Origin of the sequence: Roseovarius sp. A46, from assembly GCF_004126395.1 — a bacterium.
GTDB lineage: Bacteria > Pseudomonadota > Alphaproteobacteria > Rhodobacterales > Rhodobacteraceae > Roseovarius > Roseovarius nitratireducens.
Map to the genome: position 1 here is coordinate 83928 of NZ_PVWS01000006.1, position 19718 is coordinate 103645.

General features: G+C 65.8%; 16 protein-coding genes and 1 pseudogene. 9 read left to right on the top strand and 8 right to left on the bottom strand.

Going from position 1 to position 19718, the window contains the following annotated elements:
• Positions 1-4: 4 nt before the first annotated feature.
• The gene (locus C6W92_RS05125) at positions 5-2077 is read left to right on the top strand and encodes a ComEC/Rec2 family competence protein (RefSeq protein ID WP_129431962.1); all 2073 of its coding nucleotides are present in this window, start codon (positions 5-7) and stop codon (positions 2075-2077) included.
• Here the strand turns inward: C6W92_RS05125 and lexA are convergent.
• The 4 genes from lexA to C6W92_RS05145 all read right to left on the bottom strand — a co-directional run bounded on the left by lexA (position 2071) and on the right by C6W92_RS05145 (position 6270).
• Positions 2071-2775 (bottom strand): transcriptional repressor LexA, encoded by a 705-nt coding sequence (lexA, locus tag C6W92_RS05130; protein WP_104019400.1) that lies wholly within the window; start codon positions 2773-2775, stop codon positions 2071-2073. The two genes, C6W92_RS05125 and lexA, sit on opposite strands and share 7 nt — an antisense overlap.
• 75 nt (positions 2776-2850) lie before the next feature.
• Positions 2851-3498: a response regulator transcription factor gene (locus C6W92_RS05135; protein ID WP_129431963.1), complete on the bottom strand. Its 648-nt coding sequence runs from the start codon at positions 3496-3498 to the stop codon at positions 2851-2853.
• Positions 3495-4925, bottom strand: coding sequence for a cache domain-containing protein (locus C6W92_RS05140; protein WP_129431964.1), 1431 nt, complete (start codon positions 4923-4925; stop codon positions 3495-3497). Before C6W92_RS05140 ends, C6W92_RS05135 begins: the two co-directional genes overlap by 4 nt.
• Before the next feature lie 82 nt (positions 4926-5007).
• A complete protein-coding gene (locus C6W92_RS05145; protein WP_129431965.1) occupies positions 5008-6270 on the bottom strand; it encodes a SulP family inorganic anion transporter in 1263 nt (420 codons plus the stop codon).
• A gap of 193 nt (positions 6271-6463) precedes the next feature.
• Here C6W92_RS05145 and C6W92_RS05150 point away from each other — a divergent pair, with 193 nt between their 5' ends.
• The 5 genes from C6W92_RS05150 to C6W92_RS05170 all read left to right on the top strand — a co-directional run bounded on the left by C6W92_RS05150 (position 6464) and on the right by C6W92_RS05170 (position 12417).
• Positions 6464-7546, top strand: a complete 1083-nt coding sequence (locus C6W92_RS05150) for a TRAP transporter substrate-binding protein (RefSeq protein ID WP_129431966.1) — start codon at positions 6464-6466, stop codon at positions 7544-7546.
• 109 nt (positions 7547-7655) lie between these two features.
• Positions 7656-8546 (top strand): TRAP transporter small permease subunit, encoded by an 891-nt coding sequence (locus tag C6W92_RS05155; protein WP_129431967.1) that lies wholly within the window; start codon positions 7656-7658, stop codon positions 8544-8546.
• A 15-nt stretch (positions 8547-8561) separates the two neighbouring features.
• Positions 8562-10913 (top strand): TRAP transporter large permease subunit, encoded by a 2352-nt coding sequence (locus C6W92_RS05160; RefSeq protein WP_129431968.1) that lies wholly within the window; start codon positions 8562-8564, stop codon positions 10911-10913.
• 65 nt (positions 10914-10978) lie between these two features.
• Positions 10979-11743, top strand: coding sequence for a cytochrome c (locus C6W92_RS05165; RefSeq protein ID WP_129431969.1), 765 nt, complete (start codon positions 10979-10981; stop codon positions 11741-11743).
• Positions 11744-11820: 77 nt separating this feature from the next.
• Positions 11821-12417 (top strand): NapC/NirT family cytochrome c, encoded by a 597-nt coding sequence (locus C6W92_RS05170; RefSeq protein WP_129431970.1) that lies wholly within the window; start codon positions 11821-11823, stop codon positions 12415-12417.
• 29 nt (positions 12418-12446) lie between these two features.
• On the opposite strand, the gene C6W92_RS05175 is transcribed toward C6W92_RS05170, so the two are convergent.
• Positions 12447-14054 (bottom strand): peptide chain release factor 3, encoded by a 1608-nt coding sequence (locus C6W92_RS05175; RefSeq protein WP_129431971.1) that lies wholly within the window; start codon positions 14052-14054, stop codon positions 12447-12449.
• Positions 14055-14096: 42 nt separating this feature from the next.
• Positions 14097-15098, bottom strand: coding sequence for a Hint domain-containing protein (locus tag C6W92_RS05180; RefSeq protein ID WP_129431972.1), 1002 nt, complete (start codon positions 15096-15098; stop codon positions 14097-14099).
• A gap of 224 nt (positions 15099-15322) precedes the next feature.
• Between C6W92_RS05180 and C6W92_RS05185 the strand changes: the two genes are divergently transcribed.
• Both C6W92_RS05185 and C6W92_RS05190 read left to right on the top strand, forming a co-directional pair.
• Positions 15323-16102, top strand: a complete 780-nt coding sequence (locus C6W92_RS05185) for an SDR family oxidoreductase (protein WP_129431973.1) — start codon at positions 15323-15325, stop codon at positions 16100-16102.
• Between the two features lie 136 nt (positions 16103-16238).
• Positions 16239-16343 (top strand): annotated as a pseudogene (locus tag C6W92_RS05190) (DUF3833 family protein); the annotation flags it as partial.
• 94 nt (positions 16344-16437) lie between these two features.
• Here the strand turns inward: C6W92_RS05190 and ribA are convergent.
• Complete coding sequence (ribA, locus tag C6W92_RS05195) at positions 16438-17529, bottom strand: GTP cyclohydrolase II (RefSeq protein WP_129431974.1); 1092 nt, start codon at positions 17527-17529, stop codon at positions 16438-16440.
• Between the two features lie 157 nt (positions 17530-17686).
• Here ribA and C6W92_RS05200 point away from each other — a divergent pair, with 157 nt between their 5' ends.
• Positions 17687-18373: a response regulator transcription factor gene (locus C6W92_RS05200; RefSeq protein ID WP_104019388.1), complete on the top strand. Its 687-nt coding sequence runs from the start codon at positions 17687-17689 to the stop codon at positions 18371-18373.
• Positions 18374-18710: 337 nt separating this feature from the next.
• On the opposite strand, the gene speB is transcribed toward C6W92_RS05200, so the two are convergent.
• Positions 18711-19685, bottom strand: coding sequence for an agmatinase (gene speB / locus C6W92_RS05205; protein ID WP_129431975.1), 975 nt, complete (start codon positions 19683-19685; stop codon positions 18711-18713).
• Between the last annotated feature and the right edge of the window lie 33 nt (positions 19686-19718).

Sequence of the window (19718 nt, forward strand, 5' to 3'; positions counted from 1 at the left end):
AACGATGCCGGGGCGAGGATGCGGCCTGTCTATCGGCCCACCGGGAGGGAGACAAGTGGCGCGCATCCCAGAGGTGATCGAGCGCGGCTGGCTCCTCCAGCGCGGGGCGCTGTTTCCGTGGGTTCCGGTTCTTCTGGCCTGCGGCATCGGCGGGTATTTCGCCCTGCCGGATGAGCCGCCCGGCGCGGTGCTCGCCGTCTGCGGCGCGCTCGCGGCAGCGGTCCTCGCACTGGCGCTGTGGCGGGGGCGGGAATGGTCCGGGCCGTTGGGCTGTGCGCTGGCGGTGTTGCTGGCCGGGGTGGCGATCGCGGGCATGCGCACGCATCTCGTCGCGGGTCCGGTGCTGGGCTTTCGCTACTATGGCCCGGTCGAGGGACGGATCGTCGCGATTGACCGATCGGCCTCGGATGCGTTGCGCCTGACGCTCGACCGGGTCACGCTTTCTCGGGTCGATCCCGACCGGGTGCCAGTGCGGGTGCGTGTTTCGTTGCACGGGGTTGCCGGCGCCGAGGATGTCGTGCCGGGGCTGCGGGTCATGACCACCGCCCATCTCGCGCCGCCCGCCGGGCCGGTGGAGCCGGGCGGTTTCGATTTCCGGCGGCATGCGTGGTTCCAGAGGATCGGCGCGGTGGGCTATACCCGCGTGCCAGTGGTCGCGCTGGCCGAGGCCGGAGGGGAACAACACCTGTTCCGCATCCGGATGGCGCTTGCCGATCACGTCCGCGCGCGCCTGCCGGGCCAGCCCGGTGCTTTTGCCGCCGCGATCATGACCGGTGACCGCTCGGGCCTGTCGCAGGATACGCTGGAGGCGATGCGCATATCGAGCCTCGCGCACCTGCTGGCGATCTCGGGGCTGCACATGGGGCTGGTCGCGGGTTTTGTCTTTGCCGCCGTGCGGCTGGTGCTCGCGGCGGTGCCCCGGGTGGCGCTCGCATGGCCCATAAAGAAGATTGCCGCCGCGCTCGCGCTCCTCGCCGGGGCGGGGTATCTCGCGTTGTCGGGGGGTAACGTGGCGACCGAACGCGCCTTCGTCATGGCCTCTGTGATGCTGGTTGCGGTGATCCTTGACCGCCGCGCGCTCAGTCTGCGCGCGGTCGCGGTGGCGGCGATCATCGTGCTTGTGTTGCGGCCCGAGGCGCTGCTTGGCCCCGGCTTCCAGATGTCCTTTGCCGCGACGGTGGCGCTTGTCGCCGTGTTTGGCTGGCTGCGCGATGCGCGGGTTCCGCTGGGGCCGCGCTGGCTGCGCCCGGTGCTGGCGGTGGTCATTTCGTCGGCAGTGGCGGGGGCGGCGACCGCGCCGGTTGCGGCGGCGCATTTCAACCAGTTTGCGCAATACGGCCTGCCCGCGAACCTTGCGAGCGTGCCGCTGATGGGGGTGCTGGTGATGCCCGCGGCGGTGATCGCGGCGCTATTGCTGCCCTTCGGGCTCGACGGGTTGCCGCTGTGGCTGATGGGGTGGGGGCTCGACTGGATCCTTGGCGTTGCCGATTGGGCCGCGGGGCTTGAGGGGGCGCGCGTCCCGGTGGTGGCACCCGATGCGAATGCGCTGCCGCTGATCGCGCTGGGCATGCTATTCGTGGTGCTGTGGCAGGGGCGTGCACGCCTCTTGGGCCTTGCTCCGGTGGCGGTGGCCGCGCTCCTGTGGGCGCAGACCGAGCGCCCGGCGCTGCTCATCGCCGACAGTAGCGGATTGGTGGGTTTGATGACCGAGGCGGGGCGCGCGCTCAACAAGCCGCGCGGGGGCGGCTTCGTGGCCCGGAACTGGCTGGAGAACGATGGCGATGCCGCCGCGCAGGAAGAGGCGCATGCGCGGTGGAGCGATGATCTGCTGGCCCCCTTCGCGGTTTCCGTACGCCTTGGCCGCGCCGCGGCGCGTGGTCCGATTGACTGTGCAGGTGCGCAACTTCTGTTGTTGACGGCCGATCCCGAGGGGGTGCCCGACGGCGGTTGCCGCGTGGCCTCGCCGCGCACGCTGCGCGTGACCGGCTCGCTGGCGCTCTCCGCTGACGGAACGCTGTCGCAGAGCGCGGCGGCGGTGGCGGGGCGGCGCCCGTGGGCGCCGGGGCAGGATCAGTAGGTGCGGATCAGCCCGACGAGACGGCCCTGCACGCGCACCATATCCTCGGGCAGGACACGGGGCTCGTAGGCAGGGTTGGCGGCCTCGAGAACGATGGTGTGCCCGCGGCGCAAAAAGCGTTTGAGCGTTGCCTCCTGGTCCTCGATTAGCGCGACCACGATGTCGCCGTTATCGGCCACCTGCGTTTCGCGGATGATGACCACGTCGCCGTTGTTGATGCCGGCGTCGATCATGGAATCTCCCTTGACCTCGAGCGCGTAGTGATCACCCCGGCCCGAGATCATCTCGGCGGGGACGCTGATGTTGTGGCTGGCATGGGCGATCGCCTCGATCGGCGTGCCGGCGGCGATGCGGCCCATCACCGGCAGCGACAGCGCATCGGCGGTCTCGACCGGCATGGCGTTGGCGGGCTGTGGCGGGGCGTAGCGGCGGTCGCCCTCGACCACGCGCGGGACGAAGCCCGTTTGCCCTTGGTCGGCGATCATGTCGGGCAGGCGCACAATCTCGATTGCGCGGGCGCGATGCGGCAGGCGCCGGATGAAGCCGCGTTCCTCAAGCGCCGTGATCAGACGGTGGATGCCGGATTTCGACCGAAGGTCAAGCGCTTCGCGCATCTCGTCAAAGCTGGGCGGGACGCCGTCGCGCTGCACGCGCTTGTGGATGAAATCGAGCAGGTCGCGTTGTTTTCTGGTCAGCATCCCAGCCTCCGTGCAGACACGTTCAGCGTGTTCTACAGGTGTTCCCGTTTTGTGTCAATCCGTTCCAGACACGGATCACATCCGCACGCCGGTGCCCTGCAAGACCCCGTGTTCGAGCGCATAACGCGTGAGTCCGGCGGTCGATGATATGCCGAGCTTGCGCTTTATGTTCTTGCGGTGGGTTTCGACCGTGCGCACCGAGATGTCGAGCGCACCGGCCACTTCCTTGTTGGATTTGCCCTGCGCGAGCAAGAGCAGGATGGTCTGTTCGCGGTTGGTGAGCTGTTCGCGGTCGGGCGCTACAAACGGGGCGAGCGAGCCCTGCGCGCCGGTGCAGAGATATCGCTGCCCGGCCATCACCGCGTCGATGGCGTGCTTGATCTCGTCTACCGGCACGTCCTTGAGCACGTAGCCCGAGGCCCCGTGGCTGAGCGCCGAAGTGATGTATTCGGGGCTGTCATGCATGCTGAGGATCAGGATGCGCGTGCCGGGGCGGCGTTCGAGCAGGATTTCGGTGGTCGATAGCCCGCCGATCCCCGGCATGTTGAGGTCGAGCAGAACCACGTCCGGGGCGAGGTCTCCGATCTGGTCAATAATCGCATGCCCATCGGCGAGCGCGGCGATCACCTCGATATCCTCGTAGCTTTCGAGGATGGATTGGATGCCCTCTGTGACCATTGGATGATCGTCGACGATGACGACGCGGGTGGGAGCGTGGGTCATGCCGTTGCCCTTTTTGTTTCGGGGGCCGTCTCGGACTGGCCCTGCGGCGTCAGAAGATGGGTGAGCGGCACCGTGGCCTCGATCTCGGTGCCCTCGGGCGAGGAACGGATCTCGAACCGCCCGTCGATCTGCTCGATGCGTTCCTGCATGTTGCGCAGGCCGAGTCCGCCGCCCGCGCTCGCGCTTGAGGCGTCGATGCCACAGCCATTGTCGGTGATGCGCAGCGTGCCGCCCCTTGCGTGGCCGCGCAGGTCGATATGGACGCGCGTTGCAGCGGAATGGCGCTCGATATTGGTGAGTGTCTCCTGTGCGATGCGGTAGAGCGCGATCTTGGCTTCCTCATCGAGGCGGTTGCGAAACACTACGGTCGCGAACTCGGTCTTGATGCCGGTGCGGCGGCCGAAATCCTCTGCCAGCGCCTTGAGCGCGGGGCCGAGGCCGAGATCGTCGAGCGCGCCAGGGCGCAGGTCGCGGCTGATGCGGCGCACCTCCTGGATGGCGGTGGAGAGATGCGCGGCCCCGCGGTCGAGCGTATCCCCGGCGCGCGCATCGCCCGCGGCCAGCCGTCGCCGCGCGGTTTCCAGCGCGTAGCGCACCCCCACGAGTATCTGGCTGATGCCGTCATGTAATTCGCGCGCGACGCGCCCGCGCTCTTCTTCCTGTGCGTCGAACACACGCTGTGTCAGCATCTTGAGCTTGGCATTTGCGAGGCGGCGCTCGCGGATCGTGATGAAGAGGCCGGTCACGAAGACGAAGATCAGCGCGAGCATCGTCGCCCCGCCGACATAGAGAAAGGTGCGCTGCACGCGCGTCTCCACTTGCTGTCGCGAAGCGGCGACCGCTGCGATCACGTCGTCGATGAATACCCCCGTACCGATCGCCCACTGCCAGTCCTGAAGCCCGATGACATAGGCCACCATCTGCGTGCGCTCGCCGGTCGAGGGCTTGGGCCAGATGAAGCTGTGATAGCCCCCACCCGAGCGCGCCAGACGGATGAGCTCGTCGGTGACGGGCACGCCCGACGAATCCTCCAGCCCGGTCCAGTTGCGCCCGATCAACTCGGTTCGACGGGGGCTGACGAGGTTGGTGCCGTTGTAGTCGAAGACGAAGAAGTAGCCATCCTGCCCATAGAGCATGGCGGCGAGGATCTGGCTGACCTGTTCCATCGCCTCGCGGTCGTCGGGGGCGGCGCGGCCATAGATGTTGACGAAGGCGGTGCGCGCAATGGAGATGTAATTCTTCAGCTCCGCGCGCTTGGCCGAGATGAGCTGCGCCTCCAGGGTTTCGATCTCGCGCTCTGCCATCTGCCGTGCTTGCAGCGTAACCACGACCGAGATTGCCACCGCCGTCAAGATCAGCGGCAGGGTGGCGAGCAGAAACAGCTTCTGCCCGTAGTTGAGCCTTGCGGATGCGAGCCAGCCTTTCATACGAAAGCGATAAGGCCAAACCGGCACCATTTCCAGCCTCTTGCCGCGAGGGCGGCACCGATCGAGTTCCGGTCGCGCGGGATCAGCGGTCGGGATCGTGCCACTTGGCCTCGGGCACCTCGCGCCGCCTGAGCCGCATGGCCAGACCAAGCGCCACGCCCACGCCAATGGCCAGAGTGAGATCCGTCAGCACCGTGAGCACCAGCGTGATCAATAATAGCCCCTGATCCGAGCGCCGCGCCGCCAGGTGGCGGTGCCAGTGCTGCGGCTCAGACATGTTCCATGCAGTGATGAGCAACAGCCCCGCCAGCGCGGGCATGGCCAGGAAACCCGCGAGCGGTGCTGCGAGCAGCATCACGAGAAGGATGACGAGGGCATGGATCATTCCGGCCACCGGCGTCCTGCCGCCTGCGTGGACATTGGTGGCGGTGCGCGCAATGGCCCCGGTCACGGGCAGCCCGGCAAAGAGCGCCGCGCCCGTGTTGGCCACGCCATTGGCGATTACCTCTGCATTGGGGCGGGTGTTGCCCCCGATCATCCGGTCGGCAACGGAGGCCGACAGGAGCGATTCCACCCCGGCGAGAAAGGCGATGACAAGCGCCGAGGGAAGCAGTTCGGTCATCCGCTGAAGGCTGAACTCCGGTATCTGCGGCCAGGGCAGGGTATTGGGCAGCGGGCCAAAGCGTGATTGCAGCGTCTCCACGGGCAGGTCCAGCAGCACGACCGCCCCGGAACAGAGCGCCATGGCCACGATCAATCCGGGAAAGCGCGGGGCGAGACGGCGCAGCACGAGGATCACCGCCAAGGTGCCGCCCCCGATCGCGAGCGCGCGCGGATCGAAGGTTTCGCGCGCCTCCCAGAGCGCGGCGAGCTTGGGCAGGAAATCGGCGGGCAGGTCGGTTGCGGACAGGCCGAAGAGGTCGCGCAACTGGCTGGTGGCGATGATGATGGCGATGCCGATGGTAAAGCCGCTGATTACTGCCTCGGGGATGTGCCGGATAAGGCTGCCGGCGCGAAAATATCCGGCGATCACAAGTATCAGCCCCGCCATCAGCGTTGCGAGCACCAGACCGTCGTGACCGTGCTCGGCGATCACCCCGTAGACGACGACAATGAAGGCCCCGGTCGGCCCGCCGATTTGGACCCGGCTGCCGCCGAGCGCCGAGAGAAGGAAGCCGCCGATGATCGCCGTGGTCAGGCCCGTTGCGGGCGACGCTCCCGACGCGATGGCAATGGCGATGCTGAGCGGCAGGGCCACCGTGGCAACGGTGATCCCGGCCACGAGGTCGGCCCGGAACAGCGCGGCGGTATAACCGGGCAGTGTGGTGAGGATTTTCGGCTTCATGGCCGTGTTGAACACCTGCGCCCGCGCGTGTGCAAGGCGGAATCGACACAGGAAGGATGCGACAAAAATCCTTGTGACTACGCAGTAATCGGTATTTGCAGGTCGCGAATCGCGGGCTAAGGTCTGCGCACTTTAACGATCCGCGGAACGTCCGGGAGAGGGGCGACCGCTCAAAAATGGGGAGGGAACCATAATGGATCGCCGTTCGTTTCTGAAAAATACCGCGATTGGTGGCGGGGCCGCCGCTGCCGGAACGCTGGCCGCGCCTGCCATCGCGCAGGGCAACCGCACGCTGACGATGGTCACCACGTGGGGCCGCGGTCTTGCCGGTGTGTTCGACGCCGCGCAGCGTGTGGCCGACAGCATTAACGGCATGTCTGATGGCAGCCTCACGGTCGATGTAAAGGGCGCAGGTGAACTCGTCGGCGCGTTCGAGGTGTTCGACGCCGTGACCGCCGGGCAGGCCGACATGTATCACGGGGCCGATTACTATTTCGTTGGTCAGCACCCGGCGTATGCCTTCTTCACCTCGGTGCCCTTCGGCATGACGGCGCAAGAACTGGTGAACTGGTATTATCACGGCGACGGCGCCGGCTTCCACGACGAGCTGGGCCAGATCTTCGGGCTCAAGTCGTTCCTCGCGGGCAATACCGGCGCGCAGGCGGGCGGCTGGTTTTCCAAGGAAATCAACGGCCCCGAGGATTTCAACGGCCTCAAGTTCCGCATGCCAGGTCTGGGCGGCAAGGCGCTGGGCAAGCTGGGCGCGAGCGTCCAGAACCTGCCCGGATCGGAAGTCTACCAGGCGCTCGCCTCGGGGGCCATCGACGGTACCGAGTGGATCGGACCCTGGGCCGACGAAAAGGCCGGCTTCCAGGAGATCACCAAGACCTACTACACTGCCGGTTTCCACGAGCCGGGCGCGGGCCTGTCGATCGGCATGAACCGCGAGGTGTTCGAGAGCCTGAACGCACAGCAGCAGAAGATCGTCGAGATCGCCTGCGCCGAGGCGCATCAGTGGAACCTCGCGCAGTTCCTTGCCAACAACTCCGCCGCGCTTCAGCGCCTGCAATCCGCGGGCGTCAAAACGCTGGAATTCCCCGACAGCGTTTGGGACGCGTTCGGCCAGGCCTCGAACGAGGTCCATCAGGAAAACATGGGCGACGACATCTACAAGCGTGTCTACGACAGCTACATGGCGTCGATGGCGGCCTCGTCCTCGTGGATCCAGAAATCCGACGGTGCCTATACCGCACAGCGCGACCGCGTGCTCGGCTGAGGCCAATCGCCGGTAACTAACGGCGCAGGCCCCGGGGCATCCGGGGCCTGCGCGCATACCCGGCAGGGGCAGGTGCCCACGCGGAGCAGCGCGGGCGCGAGGGGGGAAGATGATCGACGCAGTCCTGTGGTTTTTCCAGAACGTCGCGATGGCCTTCATGAACTTTGGCTACGCGGTCACGCATCCTGGCCTCTGGCTCGACTGGTCCGACAAGCAGGCCATCATGCGGGTGGTTTATTACGGCGGATCGGTCGAGTTCTTCTTCGTGGTATTCACCACCTTCCTCGTGCTGACCGGTATCGGCATCTGGCGCAAGGGCGTGATGTGGGCCTGCGTACGCGGCCTTGAGGGTTTTGCCAACACGGTAGGCCGCCTCGTGGCCTGGGCGGGCCTTGTCATGGTTATCCAGCAGATCGTCATCGTTTTCGTTCAGCGGATATTTGCGCGGCCTGACATCGTTGTGGGCGTGGGCATACCGCTGGAATTCGACATCAGTTGGTGGGCCGAGGAACTCAAGCTCTACAACGCCATGGTGGTGGCGCTGTGCTGTACCTACACCTTCGTGCAAGGCGGGCATGTGCGGGTGGACCTGATCTATGCCCAGGTCAGCCACCGTGCCAAACGGGGGATCGACATGGTGGGCAGCCTCGTCTTCATGATGCCGATGGCGGTGCTCATCTGGATGTATGGCTGGTTCTTCCTTTGGCGGCACCTGATCGTGCCCAAGCCATCGGCCTCTGACACCATTGACCGGCTGCTACTAAAGGCGCGGGCGCTGCGCTGGAACGTCGAGACCATCGGTTTCAGCCCCAACGGATTCAACGGATATTTCCTGTTCAAGGTGCTGCTTGTGTTCTTCGCCGGCATGATCTTCCTGCATGCGATGGCGTTCTTCTGGCGCTCGCTGCTGGAATACCGCGAGGGGCTGGAAAGCACCGACAGATACCTCGACCGCGACACGCTGGGCGAGGGCGAAGAAGCCTATGAAGGCACGCATTAAAGGGGCGGGTGAGACATGCTATTCGGACTTGACGGCGTCGAGATCGGCCTGATCATCGTGTTCCTGTGCCTGTTCGGGGGGATACTCTCTGGTTTTCCGGTGGCCTTCGCCATCGGCGGCGCCGGGATCGTTTCCTTCGCGATCATCGCCGGGCTCGACAGCGCGGGGCTCTTGATCCACCAGGCCATCGACACGTCGAGCGAGGCGTATAACGCCCTCGTCGCCGGTGGCGCGCGGCCCGAGTCCATTTCCATCTTCCGGTACCCGGAGCTGCCGCGTAGCGGCATGCCGGTGTTCCCGCAAGGGTGGGAGACGGCGCTCGACCGCAATATCTCGTTCATCGTCAATCGCATCAACGAGCGCGTTCTGGCGGGCGCGGCGATCGAGACGCTGCTCGCTGTGCTGATGTTCGTGATGATGGGCATCACGCTGGAGCGGTCCAAGATCGCCAACGACCTACTCACCACGATGGCGCGCGTGTTCGGGCCGCTGCCCGGGGGGCTCGCGGTGTCGGTGGTGGTGGTGGGCGCGTTCCTCGCCGCCTCGACCGGGATCGTCGGCGCGACGGTGGTGACGATGGGGCTGCTGAGCCTGCCAACCATGCTGCGCAACGGCTATTCGCCGCAGATCGCCACCGGGGTGATCGCGGCCTCGGGCACGCTCGGGCAGATCATCCCGCCCTCGATCGTGATCGTGCTTCTGGGCACGCTGGCGGGCGATCTCTATTCCGTGGCGCAGGAGAACCGCGCGCAGCTTGCCGGCTGCTCGGACGCGCTCACTTACCTGGGTGAGCCCGCCGTGGTGTCGGTGGGCACGCTTTTCCAGGCGGCGCTCTTGCCCGGCATCCTGCTGGCGCTGCTCTATGCGCTCTATGCCTTTGGCTACGCGCTGGTGAACCCTTCGAAGGCCCCGGCGGTACAGCTTGCCGATGGCGGCGGCGAGCCGATTACCCGCGCCGAGCGCTTCACCTGGTTCGCCGGGGTGCCGGTGGCGCTCGTCGCGGGCTCGATGCTGCTGTCGTCGCTGGGCGTGGTCGGCTCGCAGGGCCTGCGGGTGGATACGTTCACCGACATGGGTGAGACGGCCTCGCTGCGGACCAATGTGAGCGACGAGTGCCGCGCCTCGATGATCGAGCTGCACGGACAGGCGGCCTGGGATGACGCGGTCGCCGAGCAAAAGGCCATCGACGAGGCAGGCGGGGTGGAACAGAGCGTGCGCCTCAGCCCCGAGCGGATTGTCGAGTTGCGCGCCGAGAAGGCGGCAAATGCCGCGCCTATCGGAACCGGCGTGGCCACGATCATGGTGATGCTCGGGCTGGTGCTGGCGCTGGCGCGGGGTGTATCGCCCTCGGCCTCGCCGACGCCGCTGCTCGTCGGCGCGCTCGGCATCGTGCTGGGGCTTTTGGCCGACATTCTCCTCATTCCGGCGACGATGTCCTCGGGGGCGACATGGCTGATCCTCGCGATCCCGGTGGGGCTTGCCCTCTATGGCTGCGCCCATGGCGCGGTGCGGCTGGCGGGTAACGAGCTCATCCGCGTTGTGTTCCCGCCGCTGGTGCTGATCGTGGCGGTTCTGGGCTCGATCCTGGGCGGCATCACCAACCCCACCCCCGCCGCCGCGCTCGGCGCGGGCGGGGCGATCATGCTGGCTGCCTATCGCAAGCTGCGTGACCAGGACCGCTCGCCGCGGATCATCCTGTTCTCCACCTTGGCGATTGTGCTGGCGATCCTCATCGGCATCAATTTTGACCTGCGGATCAATATGGAGGAGGTCGGTTTCGAATCCTGGGTGGCGTTCATCTTCGCCTATGGTGCCTATCTCTACGCGCTCTTCGGCCTGCTTTTTGCCTGCTGGGTGCTCTTTGCCGGCGGCGTGCTCAGCCCGGTGGTGCGCGAGACCGCCAAGGTCACGAGCATGGTGTTCACCATCCTGATCGGCTCGCAATTGCTGAATCTCGTGGTGATCAGCTTTGGCGGTGAGCATTACATCCAGCAATTCCTCATGAGCTTTGACAACGAGTTCAAGGTGTTCCTGATCGTGATGCTGGTGCTGTTCTTCCTCGGCTTTGTGCTCGACTTTCTCGAGATCATCTACATCGTGATCCCGATCGTCGGCCCGGTGATCTACGGCGGCAGCTTCGATCCGAAATGGGTGACGATCATGATCGCGGTGAACCTGCAGACCTCGTTCCTGACACCGCCCTTCGGCTTCGCGCTTTTCTACCTGCGGGGGGTGGCACCGAGGGGGGTGACGACCGGACATATCTATGCGGGGGTGTTTCCCTTCGTGCTGATACAGGTGGTGGGGCTGGCGATCCTGTGGTTTTTCCCCGATATCGTGACGATCCTGCCGGACCTCATGGGGTGAGGCGCCACCGGTGGCAATGATGTGCATCAATAACAAAGGTAAGTGGACCGTTTAACATTTCCTTCATGGCGCCTGTCCCGGGGGGCAGGGTCAGTGATACACTGGAGATTATGATGGGTTCTTTAAGTAACAGGAGATTGCCGCAACTGGCGGCGCTCGCTATTGGCGTCGGGATGTTGGGCGCGTCGGCCAGCTTTGCTGCCGATCAGGGTTCGATCGCGCGTGGCGGGAAACTTTATGACAAGTGGTATAAAGTGATCAAGGAAGAGCCGCCGACCGAGTCGCACAAGCTCTATCCCGCTGATGCGACATATGCCGACAAGGCCAAATCGAACTGGCGTTGCAAGGAATGCCACGGCTGGGATGGCATGGGCGCCGATGGGGCCTATAGCAGCGGCAAGCATTTCAGCGGCATCAAGGGCATAAACGGCATGAAGGGTGGCGATCCGGCGGCCGTCGTGGCGCTTCTCACAGGGCCGGGACACGGCTTTGGCGACTATCTTTATGAAGAGGATTTGACCGATCTGGCGAATTTCGTCGTTTCCGGGCAGAGCAATTACGGCGATTACATCGAGGACGGCAAGATCGTAGGTGATGTCGAGAACGGCAAGCAGATCTATGCTACGGTCTGTGCCAATTGCCACGGTGCCGACGGCAAGGAACCCAAGGAGATGCCACCGCTCGGCTCGCTTACCGGAAACCCGTGGGAGTTGATGCACAAGGTGCTCAACGGCCAGCCCGGCGAGGCAATGCCGGCCCTGCGTGCCCTCGACCATCAGATCGCGGCGGACGTCATCGCCTATATCGACGCGGAACTGCCAGAGCAGTAATCGCCTCGGCATGACATCGTCTGGCCGGGCGCAGCCTGTTGCGCCCGGGAATGTTCTTGTCTCGGGAAAAAACGGTAATGATACGATTCATCAAGCGGCTGTGGCACTGGTTCACGCGGCCCAGTGTACTGATCGGGCAGGGCGTGTTGCTGGTAATCGGTGGCATCGGCGGCATCATCTTCTGGGGCGGATTCCATACCGCGATGGAGGCGACGAACACATTGGAATTTTGCGTCTCCTGCCACGAGATGCGTGACACCGTCTACCAGGAATACAAGACCAGCGTGCACTACAAGAACGCCTCGGGCGTCCGCGCCGTCTGCTCGGATTGCCATGTGCCCCACGCCTGGGGGCCCAAGGTGGTGCGCAAGATCCAGGCCACCAACGAGCTTTGGCACAAGGTGCGCGGCACTATCGACACGCCGGAGAAATTCGAGGCCAAGCGCGAGGAAATGGCCAACCATGTCTGGGCGGTGATGACGCGCACGGATTCCCGTGAATGCCGCAACTGCCATAGCTTCGAGGCGATGGATTTCGAGAAGCAGGGACGCAGGGCGCGCGAAAAGATGGAGGTGGTGGCCATTGAAGGCCATGCGCCGGACGGATCGTCAACCTGCATCGATTGTCACAAGGGCATCGCTCACAACCTGCCCAAGGTCGAACGCGACGATTGACGCTGGTCGCGCGGCCCCATGGCCGCGCGTCAGACCATCATCTCCTTGGTCGCCGAGAGTGTCACCTCCGGGTAATCCCGTTCGACCCGGTCGATATCCCATTGCAGCCGCGTGAGGTAGACCACGTCGCCGTCATGGTCGTGGGCGATGTGTTGCTTGTTGGCGGCGACGAACGCCTCGACCTTGTCGCGCGGGCCGGTCACCCAGCGCGCCGAGGTGAACTGCGAGCCCTCGAAGCGCACCGGCAAGCCATATTCCATCTCGATCCGGCTGCCCAGCACCTCGAACTGCAACTGCCCCACCACGCCCACGATGAAGCCCGAGCCGAAGGCGGGCTTGAACACTTTGGCGGCGCCCTCCTCGGCGAATTGCATCAGCGCCTTTTCCAGGTGCTTGGCCTTCATCGGGTCGCCCGCGCGGGCCTGTTGCAACAGCTCCGGTGCAAAGGAGGGGATGCCGCTGACGCGCAGGTTCTCGCCCTCGGTCAGGGTGTCACCGATGCGCAACTGTCCGTGGTTGGGGATGCCGATGATATCGCCCGCCCACGCCTCTTCGGCGAGTTCCCGGTCGGCGGCGAGAAACAGCACCGGGGCGGAGACGGTGATCGGCTTCTTCGCGCGCACGTGGGTGAGCTTCATCCCGCGCCGAAAATGTCCCGAGGCGAGGCGGAGAAACGCCACGCGGTCGCGGTGGCGCGGGTCCATGTTGGCCTGCACCTTGAACACGAAGCCGGTGACCTTGTCCTCTTCGGGGGCGATCTGGCGGGGGGTGGCGCGCTGTGGCTGCGGTTCGGGGGCGTAGGCGCCGATCCCCTGCATCAGCTCGCGCACGCCGAAGGAGTTGATCGCCGAGCCGAACCATATAGGCGTCATGTGCCCCTCGCGCACGGCCTGCGCGTCGAGCGGGGGCAAGAGCTCTCGCGCCATCTCGACATCCTCGCGCAGCTTGTCCAGCAGGGCGGGCGGCACGTGGTCGGCCATTTTGGGATCATCCAGCCCCTTGATCTCGATGGTTTCGGCGACGCGGTTGCGGTCGGCGCGGTCCATCAGTTCGAGCCGGTCGTGGAGCATGTCGTAGCAGCCCAGGAAATCGCGCCCCTGCCCAATGGGCCAGCTTGCGGGCGTGACGTGGATGGCAAGCATCTCCTGGATTTCGTCGATGATCTCGAATGTGTCGCGGGCCTCGCGGTCCATCTTGTTGCAAAAGGTCAGGATCGGCAGGTCGCGCATCCGGCAGACCTCGAACAGCTTGCGCGTCTGGCTCTCTACCCCCTTGGCGCCGTCGATCACCATGACGGCGGCATCCACGGCCGTCAGCGTGCGGTAGGTGTCTTCGGAGAAGTCAGAGTGGCCCGGCGTGTCCACGAGATTAAAGCGGAACTCCTTGAAATCAAAGGACATGGCCGAGGCCGAGACGGAAATGCCCCGGTCCTTTTCCATCTGCATGAAATCCGACCGGGTGCGCCGGGCCTCGCCCTTGGCGCGGACCTGACCGGCCATCTGGATCGCGCCGCCATAGAGCAGGAATTTCTCGGTCAGCGTGGTCTTGCCCGCATCCGGGTGCGAGATGATCGCGAAGGTGCGGCGGCGCGCGATCTCGGGCGGCAGGGCGGGGCGGTTGGGGCTCTGGTCCAGCATGGCCCGCCGTATAGTGGCGCGCCCCGTGGGGCGCAATGGCCCTCAGCGCAGCGAGGCGCGGCGCAGCAGGTCGGCGGCGTCCGGGTGGTCGAGCAGGGCGCGCCCGATCTCGAATTGCAGGTGCGCGGGCGTTTCGTGGCCGGGTGTGTCGGGCAGCAACTCGGCAGGCAGAGCCGAGCGCGTGCGCGGGTCGAGCAGCAGGGTCTCGGCGGCGATGCCTTCGGCAAAGATGATCTGGTGCCGGTCGAACAGAAGCTGGACATAATCGACATGGCCGCCGGTCTCGATGCGCACGCTGTCGCCGTTGACCAGGTGGCGCGCGCGCACCAGCACTTCGCGCCGCCCGGCCCCGACGGCATCGTCGCGCTGGTAGATGAACAGGCGGTGATCGGGGCTGACCAGCAAATCGCCCTCGTTGTTGAGGGCACCCGCCCGGATGCGTACCGGGGCGAAATCGCCGATGGCGCGCAGCGTGGTCTGCCCGATCCAGCGCAGCGGTTGCGCGCCGTCGTCGCGGGTAAGCACCATGTCGCCGGGCTGGAGCGTCTCGACCGGTTTCTGCGCGCCCGTGGCCATCGTGATCCGTGTTCCGCGGGTAAAGGAGACGCAGGCCGCCTGCGCGAATCGTTGCCGCGCAGTATCGCGCTCGACCCGCACCAGGGCGTATCCTGTGCGCGGGGCCATGTGCGCCAGCGGCATGGCATAGACATTGGTGACGCGCGCCTCGTCATCGGTCTCGACGAAGATCAGCACTTCGGCCACGCTGCCGGTGGCTGGCATCAGCGTGAGGCAGCAATCGAGGTGCAGCGGCGCGCCGGGGGTGCCGATTTCCGAGCCTTCGCCCACGCGGAACGGGCCGGCCCCCTCCATCACGAGACCGAGACGCAGGGCGCGGGCGCGCGGCCCGAGTTCGTAAATGTCATCGAGATCGAGCTCGGCAGCAAAGGACAGCGCGTCGCCGAGATTGGCCCCGCTGACCACGCGCAGATCGGCGGCCTCGAAAACGTTGACGAATTGCGCGGGGCGTGGTGCGGGCGTGGTCATGAGCTGTCCGGGTCGGGGCTGTGCAGGTGTGCGGCGACGATGCCGTCCGCGATGCCGTTAAGCTAGGTCACGATTAAGCTAGGGCACGATTGTGGCACGTTCTGGTCGATTTCGGCAAGATTTCCCGGCAAGCAGGCAAAAGCAGGGCAGGCGGGAGGTGCGGCCCGCTGGTCATCCTGCGCTCCGCAGTGTTAATTCTCGGTGAACAAGGAAGGGGAAACGCAATGGACATGGGAATTCGTGGCAAGAGGGCGCTGGTCTGCGCCGCGTCGAAGGGGCTTGGGCTGGGCTGTGCGCGGGCCCTTGCCGAGGCTGGCGTTCATCTGGTGATGAACGCGCGCGGCGCCGAGGCGCTGGAGGCCTCGGCGTTGGTGATTCGCGCCGATTTTGGAGTCGAGGTCGCCACCGTGGCCGCCGACATCACCACCGAGGAGGGCCGCGCCGCGGTGCTTGCCGAGGCTGGCGCGGTGGATATCCTCGTCAACAATGCGGGCGGCCCGCCGCCGGGCATGTGGACCGACTGGGACCGCGAGGATTTCATCGCCGCGCTGGACGCCAACATGCTGGCCCCCATCGCGCTGATCAAGGCGCTGGTGCCGGGGATGATGGAGCGCGGCTGGGGCCGGGTGGTCAACATCACCTCGCAATCGGTGAAATCGCCCATCGCCATTCTGGGACTCTCGAACTCGGCGCGCGCCGGGCTAACCGGCTATGTCGCGGGTACCTCGCGGCAGGTGGCCGGCAAGGGCGTGACAATCAACAACCTGCTGCCCGGCATCCACGCCACCGACCGCGCCGTGGCGCTCGACACCGGCGTGGCCGATCGCGAGGGCATCACGCTGGACGAGGCCAAGGAGAAGCGCTGCGCCACCATCCCTGCGGGCCGCTACGGCACGCCGGAGGAGTTCGGAGCCGCATGTGCGTTCCTGTGCAGCCAGCACGCGGGCTTCATCGTCGGGCAGAACATCCTGCTCGACGGCGGTGCGGTGAACGCCACGCTGTGATCCGGGCTTGCCCGCGCGGGGCGGCGGCTTAGCTACCCCGAAATCTGGTCGGGGAGAGGTCGCATGCGTGGCGTCATTGCCGTCTGTCTTGTCCTGATGCTCGCGCGCTGGGTCGAGCGGCCCGCGTTTTGACGACTGGATGTGGCAGGTTGGCGAGGACCGCGTGCTTAACCGCGCCAACATGGACAAGCTGGGCCTGGAGATCGGCGAGGTGATCATCTGGTTTGAGAAGCGGGGGTAAGAGGCCTTCGGCCTGGAGATGGCGCGGCGGGCTTCGCCCTCGATTCCGCGCCGGGCCCAAGAACCGAATGGCAGCAAAAGACCACGTCGCGCCCTTACAGCATATGTCCTGATTTCGCCGCCTTGGTCGCGAGATAGGCACGGTTGTGGTCGGTCTCGCCCAACCGCAGGGGTACCCGTTCGGCCACCGCGATACCGTTCTGCGCCATCATCGCGAGCTTGGCGGGGTTGTTGGTCATCAGCCGCACCGAGGAGAATCCCATCCGCCGCAGCAGGTCGGCCCCGATGCGGAAGTCGCGCTCGTCATCCTCGAATCCGAGCCGATGATTGGCCTCGACCGTATCAAAGCCCTGATCCTGCAAGCTGTAGGCGCGCATCTTGTTGGCGAGACCGATGCCGCGCCCCTCCTGGTTGAGATAGAGCAGTACGCCCGCCCCCTCGGCCCCCATCTGCGCCAGCGCGCCGCGCAGTTGCGGGCCGCAATCGCATTTCAGGCTGCCCAGCAGGTCGCCCGTGAAACAGGCCGAATGCAGCCGTGCGAGAACCGGTGTGTCGCGCCGGGGCTGTCCGATTTCGACCGCGTAGTGCTCCTCGGCGCCATCCTCGGGGCGGAATACGTGCAGACGTCCTGCCTCTGACACCGAAAGCGGCAGGCGCGCGCTGACCACCGGGTGCATCGGGCTGGTTTCGACAAGGTGCGGCGCGGCGGCGGCGGCGTCGAGTACCGTCAGGCCGTGCCGCGCGGCAAAGTCCGCGCCGTCGGACAGGTCGAGCAGCACCGCCGCGGGCAGCAATCGAGCCGATTTCACCAGCGTGAGCGCCAGACGGTGCAGGCCCGCGTCGCCGCCGCGGTCGCTCTCGAGCGGGCCCTTCATCGGGGTCTTGAGATCGTCGGCCGGGTCGGCCACCGCCAGCACCCACGACAGCCGCGCATCGGGTGGCAGCACCACCCGTGCGAGATCACCATCGTAGGCGCGCGCCTTGAGTGTCGCGGCACGCCGTGCGGTGATGGCGAGTACCGGCGTGCCGCCCAGCGCCTGCACATCCGCGAGCCGCTGGGCATCGAGCGTCTCGGCCGCCAGCACCAGCGCCGCGCCGTGTGGGCCGCGCAGCACCACCGGCACGCCCATACGCAGGTCTCCGCGCGCGCGCGCAATGGTTTCGGTCAGGTCGGGGGCGAGGCTCATCAGGACTCTCCGGCATATCGCTCTTTGCGGTAGCGTATATTGTAACGAAATGCAAAGAACGGCTCGCGCGGTAACACGTGGCCGTGAAAGCTGTGACGAGCCTCTTGCCGGGCGCGTGCGGCTTGCGCATCTTGGCGGACAGGAAGAGGAACTCATCATGGCCCAAGTCAAGAAGATACTGCTCGTCGATGACGATGACGACCTGCGCGAGGCGCTGGGTGAACAACTCGTGATGACCGAGGATTTCGACGTGTTCGAGGCCGCGACCGCCGCCGAGGCGATGGCCCGGGCCAAGGACATGATTTATGATCTCATCATCCTCGATGTCGGCCTGCCAGATACCGACGGGCGCGAATTGTGCCGCCTGATGCGCAAGCAGGGGGTGCGCGCGCCCATCCTCATGCTGACAGGGCATGACGGCGATGCCGACACGATTCTCGGTCTCGACGCGGGCGCCAACGATTATGTCACAAAACCTTTCAAGTTCCCGGTGTTGCTGGCGCGCATCCGCGCGCAGCTTCGCCAGCACGAACAATCGGAGGACGCGATATTCCAGCTCGGGCCCTACACGTTCAAGCCGGCGATGAAGATGCTCATCACCGAGGAGGACCGCAAGGTGCGCCTGACGGAGAAGGAAACCAACATCCTGAAATTCCTGTATCGTTCGCCCGAAGGCGTGGTGCCGCGCGATGTGCTGCTGCACGAGGTCTGGGGTTACAATGCCGGGGTGACGACCCACACGCTTGAGACGCATATCTACCGGCTGCGCCAGAAGATCGAGCCCGACCCGGGCAACGCTCGCCTTCTGGTAACCGAGTCGGGCGGCTATCGCCTTGTGGTTTAAAGGTCACGGTCGCTTGACCTCGATCAAAGGCATATCTGGATTCTATGATATGTGTGGTATCGTTCACTTACGGTAAAACGTGAACCTCCCTGTTGGACTGGCCCCGGCATCGCCCGGGGCCCTTTGTTTCAAAGGGAACGAAGGGCCGATCCAGGGGCGGGGGCTGGCCCGAAACGGTGGTTGGCATCGGCCGCACCAGGGCCAGGGCCAGTCTGGCAGGATCAGGCCACCTGCTAGAGCGTGTCGCATTCATTCGCATTCACGCAACCCGCTCTAACCCATTGATTTCGCGCGTCTGAGAAGCTCAAAACCGGTTCTCACTTTTGAGCGACACGCTCTAGCCCGACGTGCACTCGCGCCCGGCGGCGTAGAGACACAGCAGGTCGCAGGCGAGCGTCGCTGCCGCCAGCGCGGTTATTTCCGAGACATCGTAGGCAGGGGCCACTTCGACCACGTCCATGCCCCGGAGCGCAATCCCTTCCAGCCCGCGCAGGATTTCCTGCGCCTGGAAGGTCGAAAGCCCGCCCACCACCGGCGTGCCGGTGCCTGGCGCCATCGACGGGTCGAGCGCGTCGATGTCGAAGGTGAGGTAGCAGGGCCGGTCGCCGACGATGTCGCGTACGCGGCCTGCGACCGACCGTGGGTCCGATAGGTGCACTTCGCGCGCGTCGATCACATGCACGCCCAGCGGGTCGGGATTGTGGGTGCGGATGCCCACCTGCACCGACGTTTCGGGCACGATCAGACCTTCGCGCACCGCGTGCCAGATCATCGTGCCGTGGTCGATGCGGCCGGGTTCGTCCTCCCAGGTGTCGGAATGCGCGTCGATCTGGATCAGCGAGAGCGGCCCGTGCTTCTCGGCATGGGCCTTCAGCAGCGGCCAGGTGATGAAGTGGTCGCCGCCCAGCGTCAGGAGCGCGGTGTCGCTAGCCAGCACGTCGCGCGCGGCCTGCGCGATGGCCGCGGGGACCTGCGCAGGATAGCCAGGATCGAAAAAGCAGTCGCCGGTATCCACCACCGCGAGCCGCTCGAACGGGTCGACCGCCCAGGGCCACGGTGCCGACCACGCGATATGGGAGGACGCGGCGCGCACCGCTCGCGGCCCCAGCCGCGCGCCCGACCGCCCCGATACCGCCAGATCGAAGGGCACGCCCATCACCGCCACGTCGGCGCCGGCCAGATCGCGGGTATAGCGGCGGCGCATGAAGCTGAGCGCGCCGGCATAGGCGGGCTCGGCGATGGTGCCGCGCGTCTCCTTGCGGGTGAAGGCCAGATCGCTGTCGGTCGGTGTGACGCTGGTGCTGTCGGTCATGGGGATCCTCTCGAGCGGCGGAGACTGCGCCCG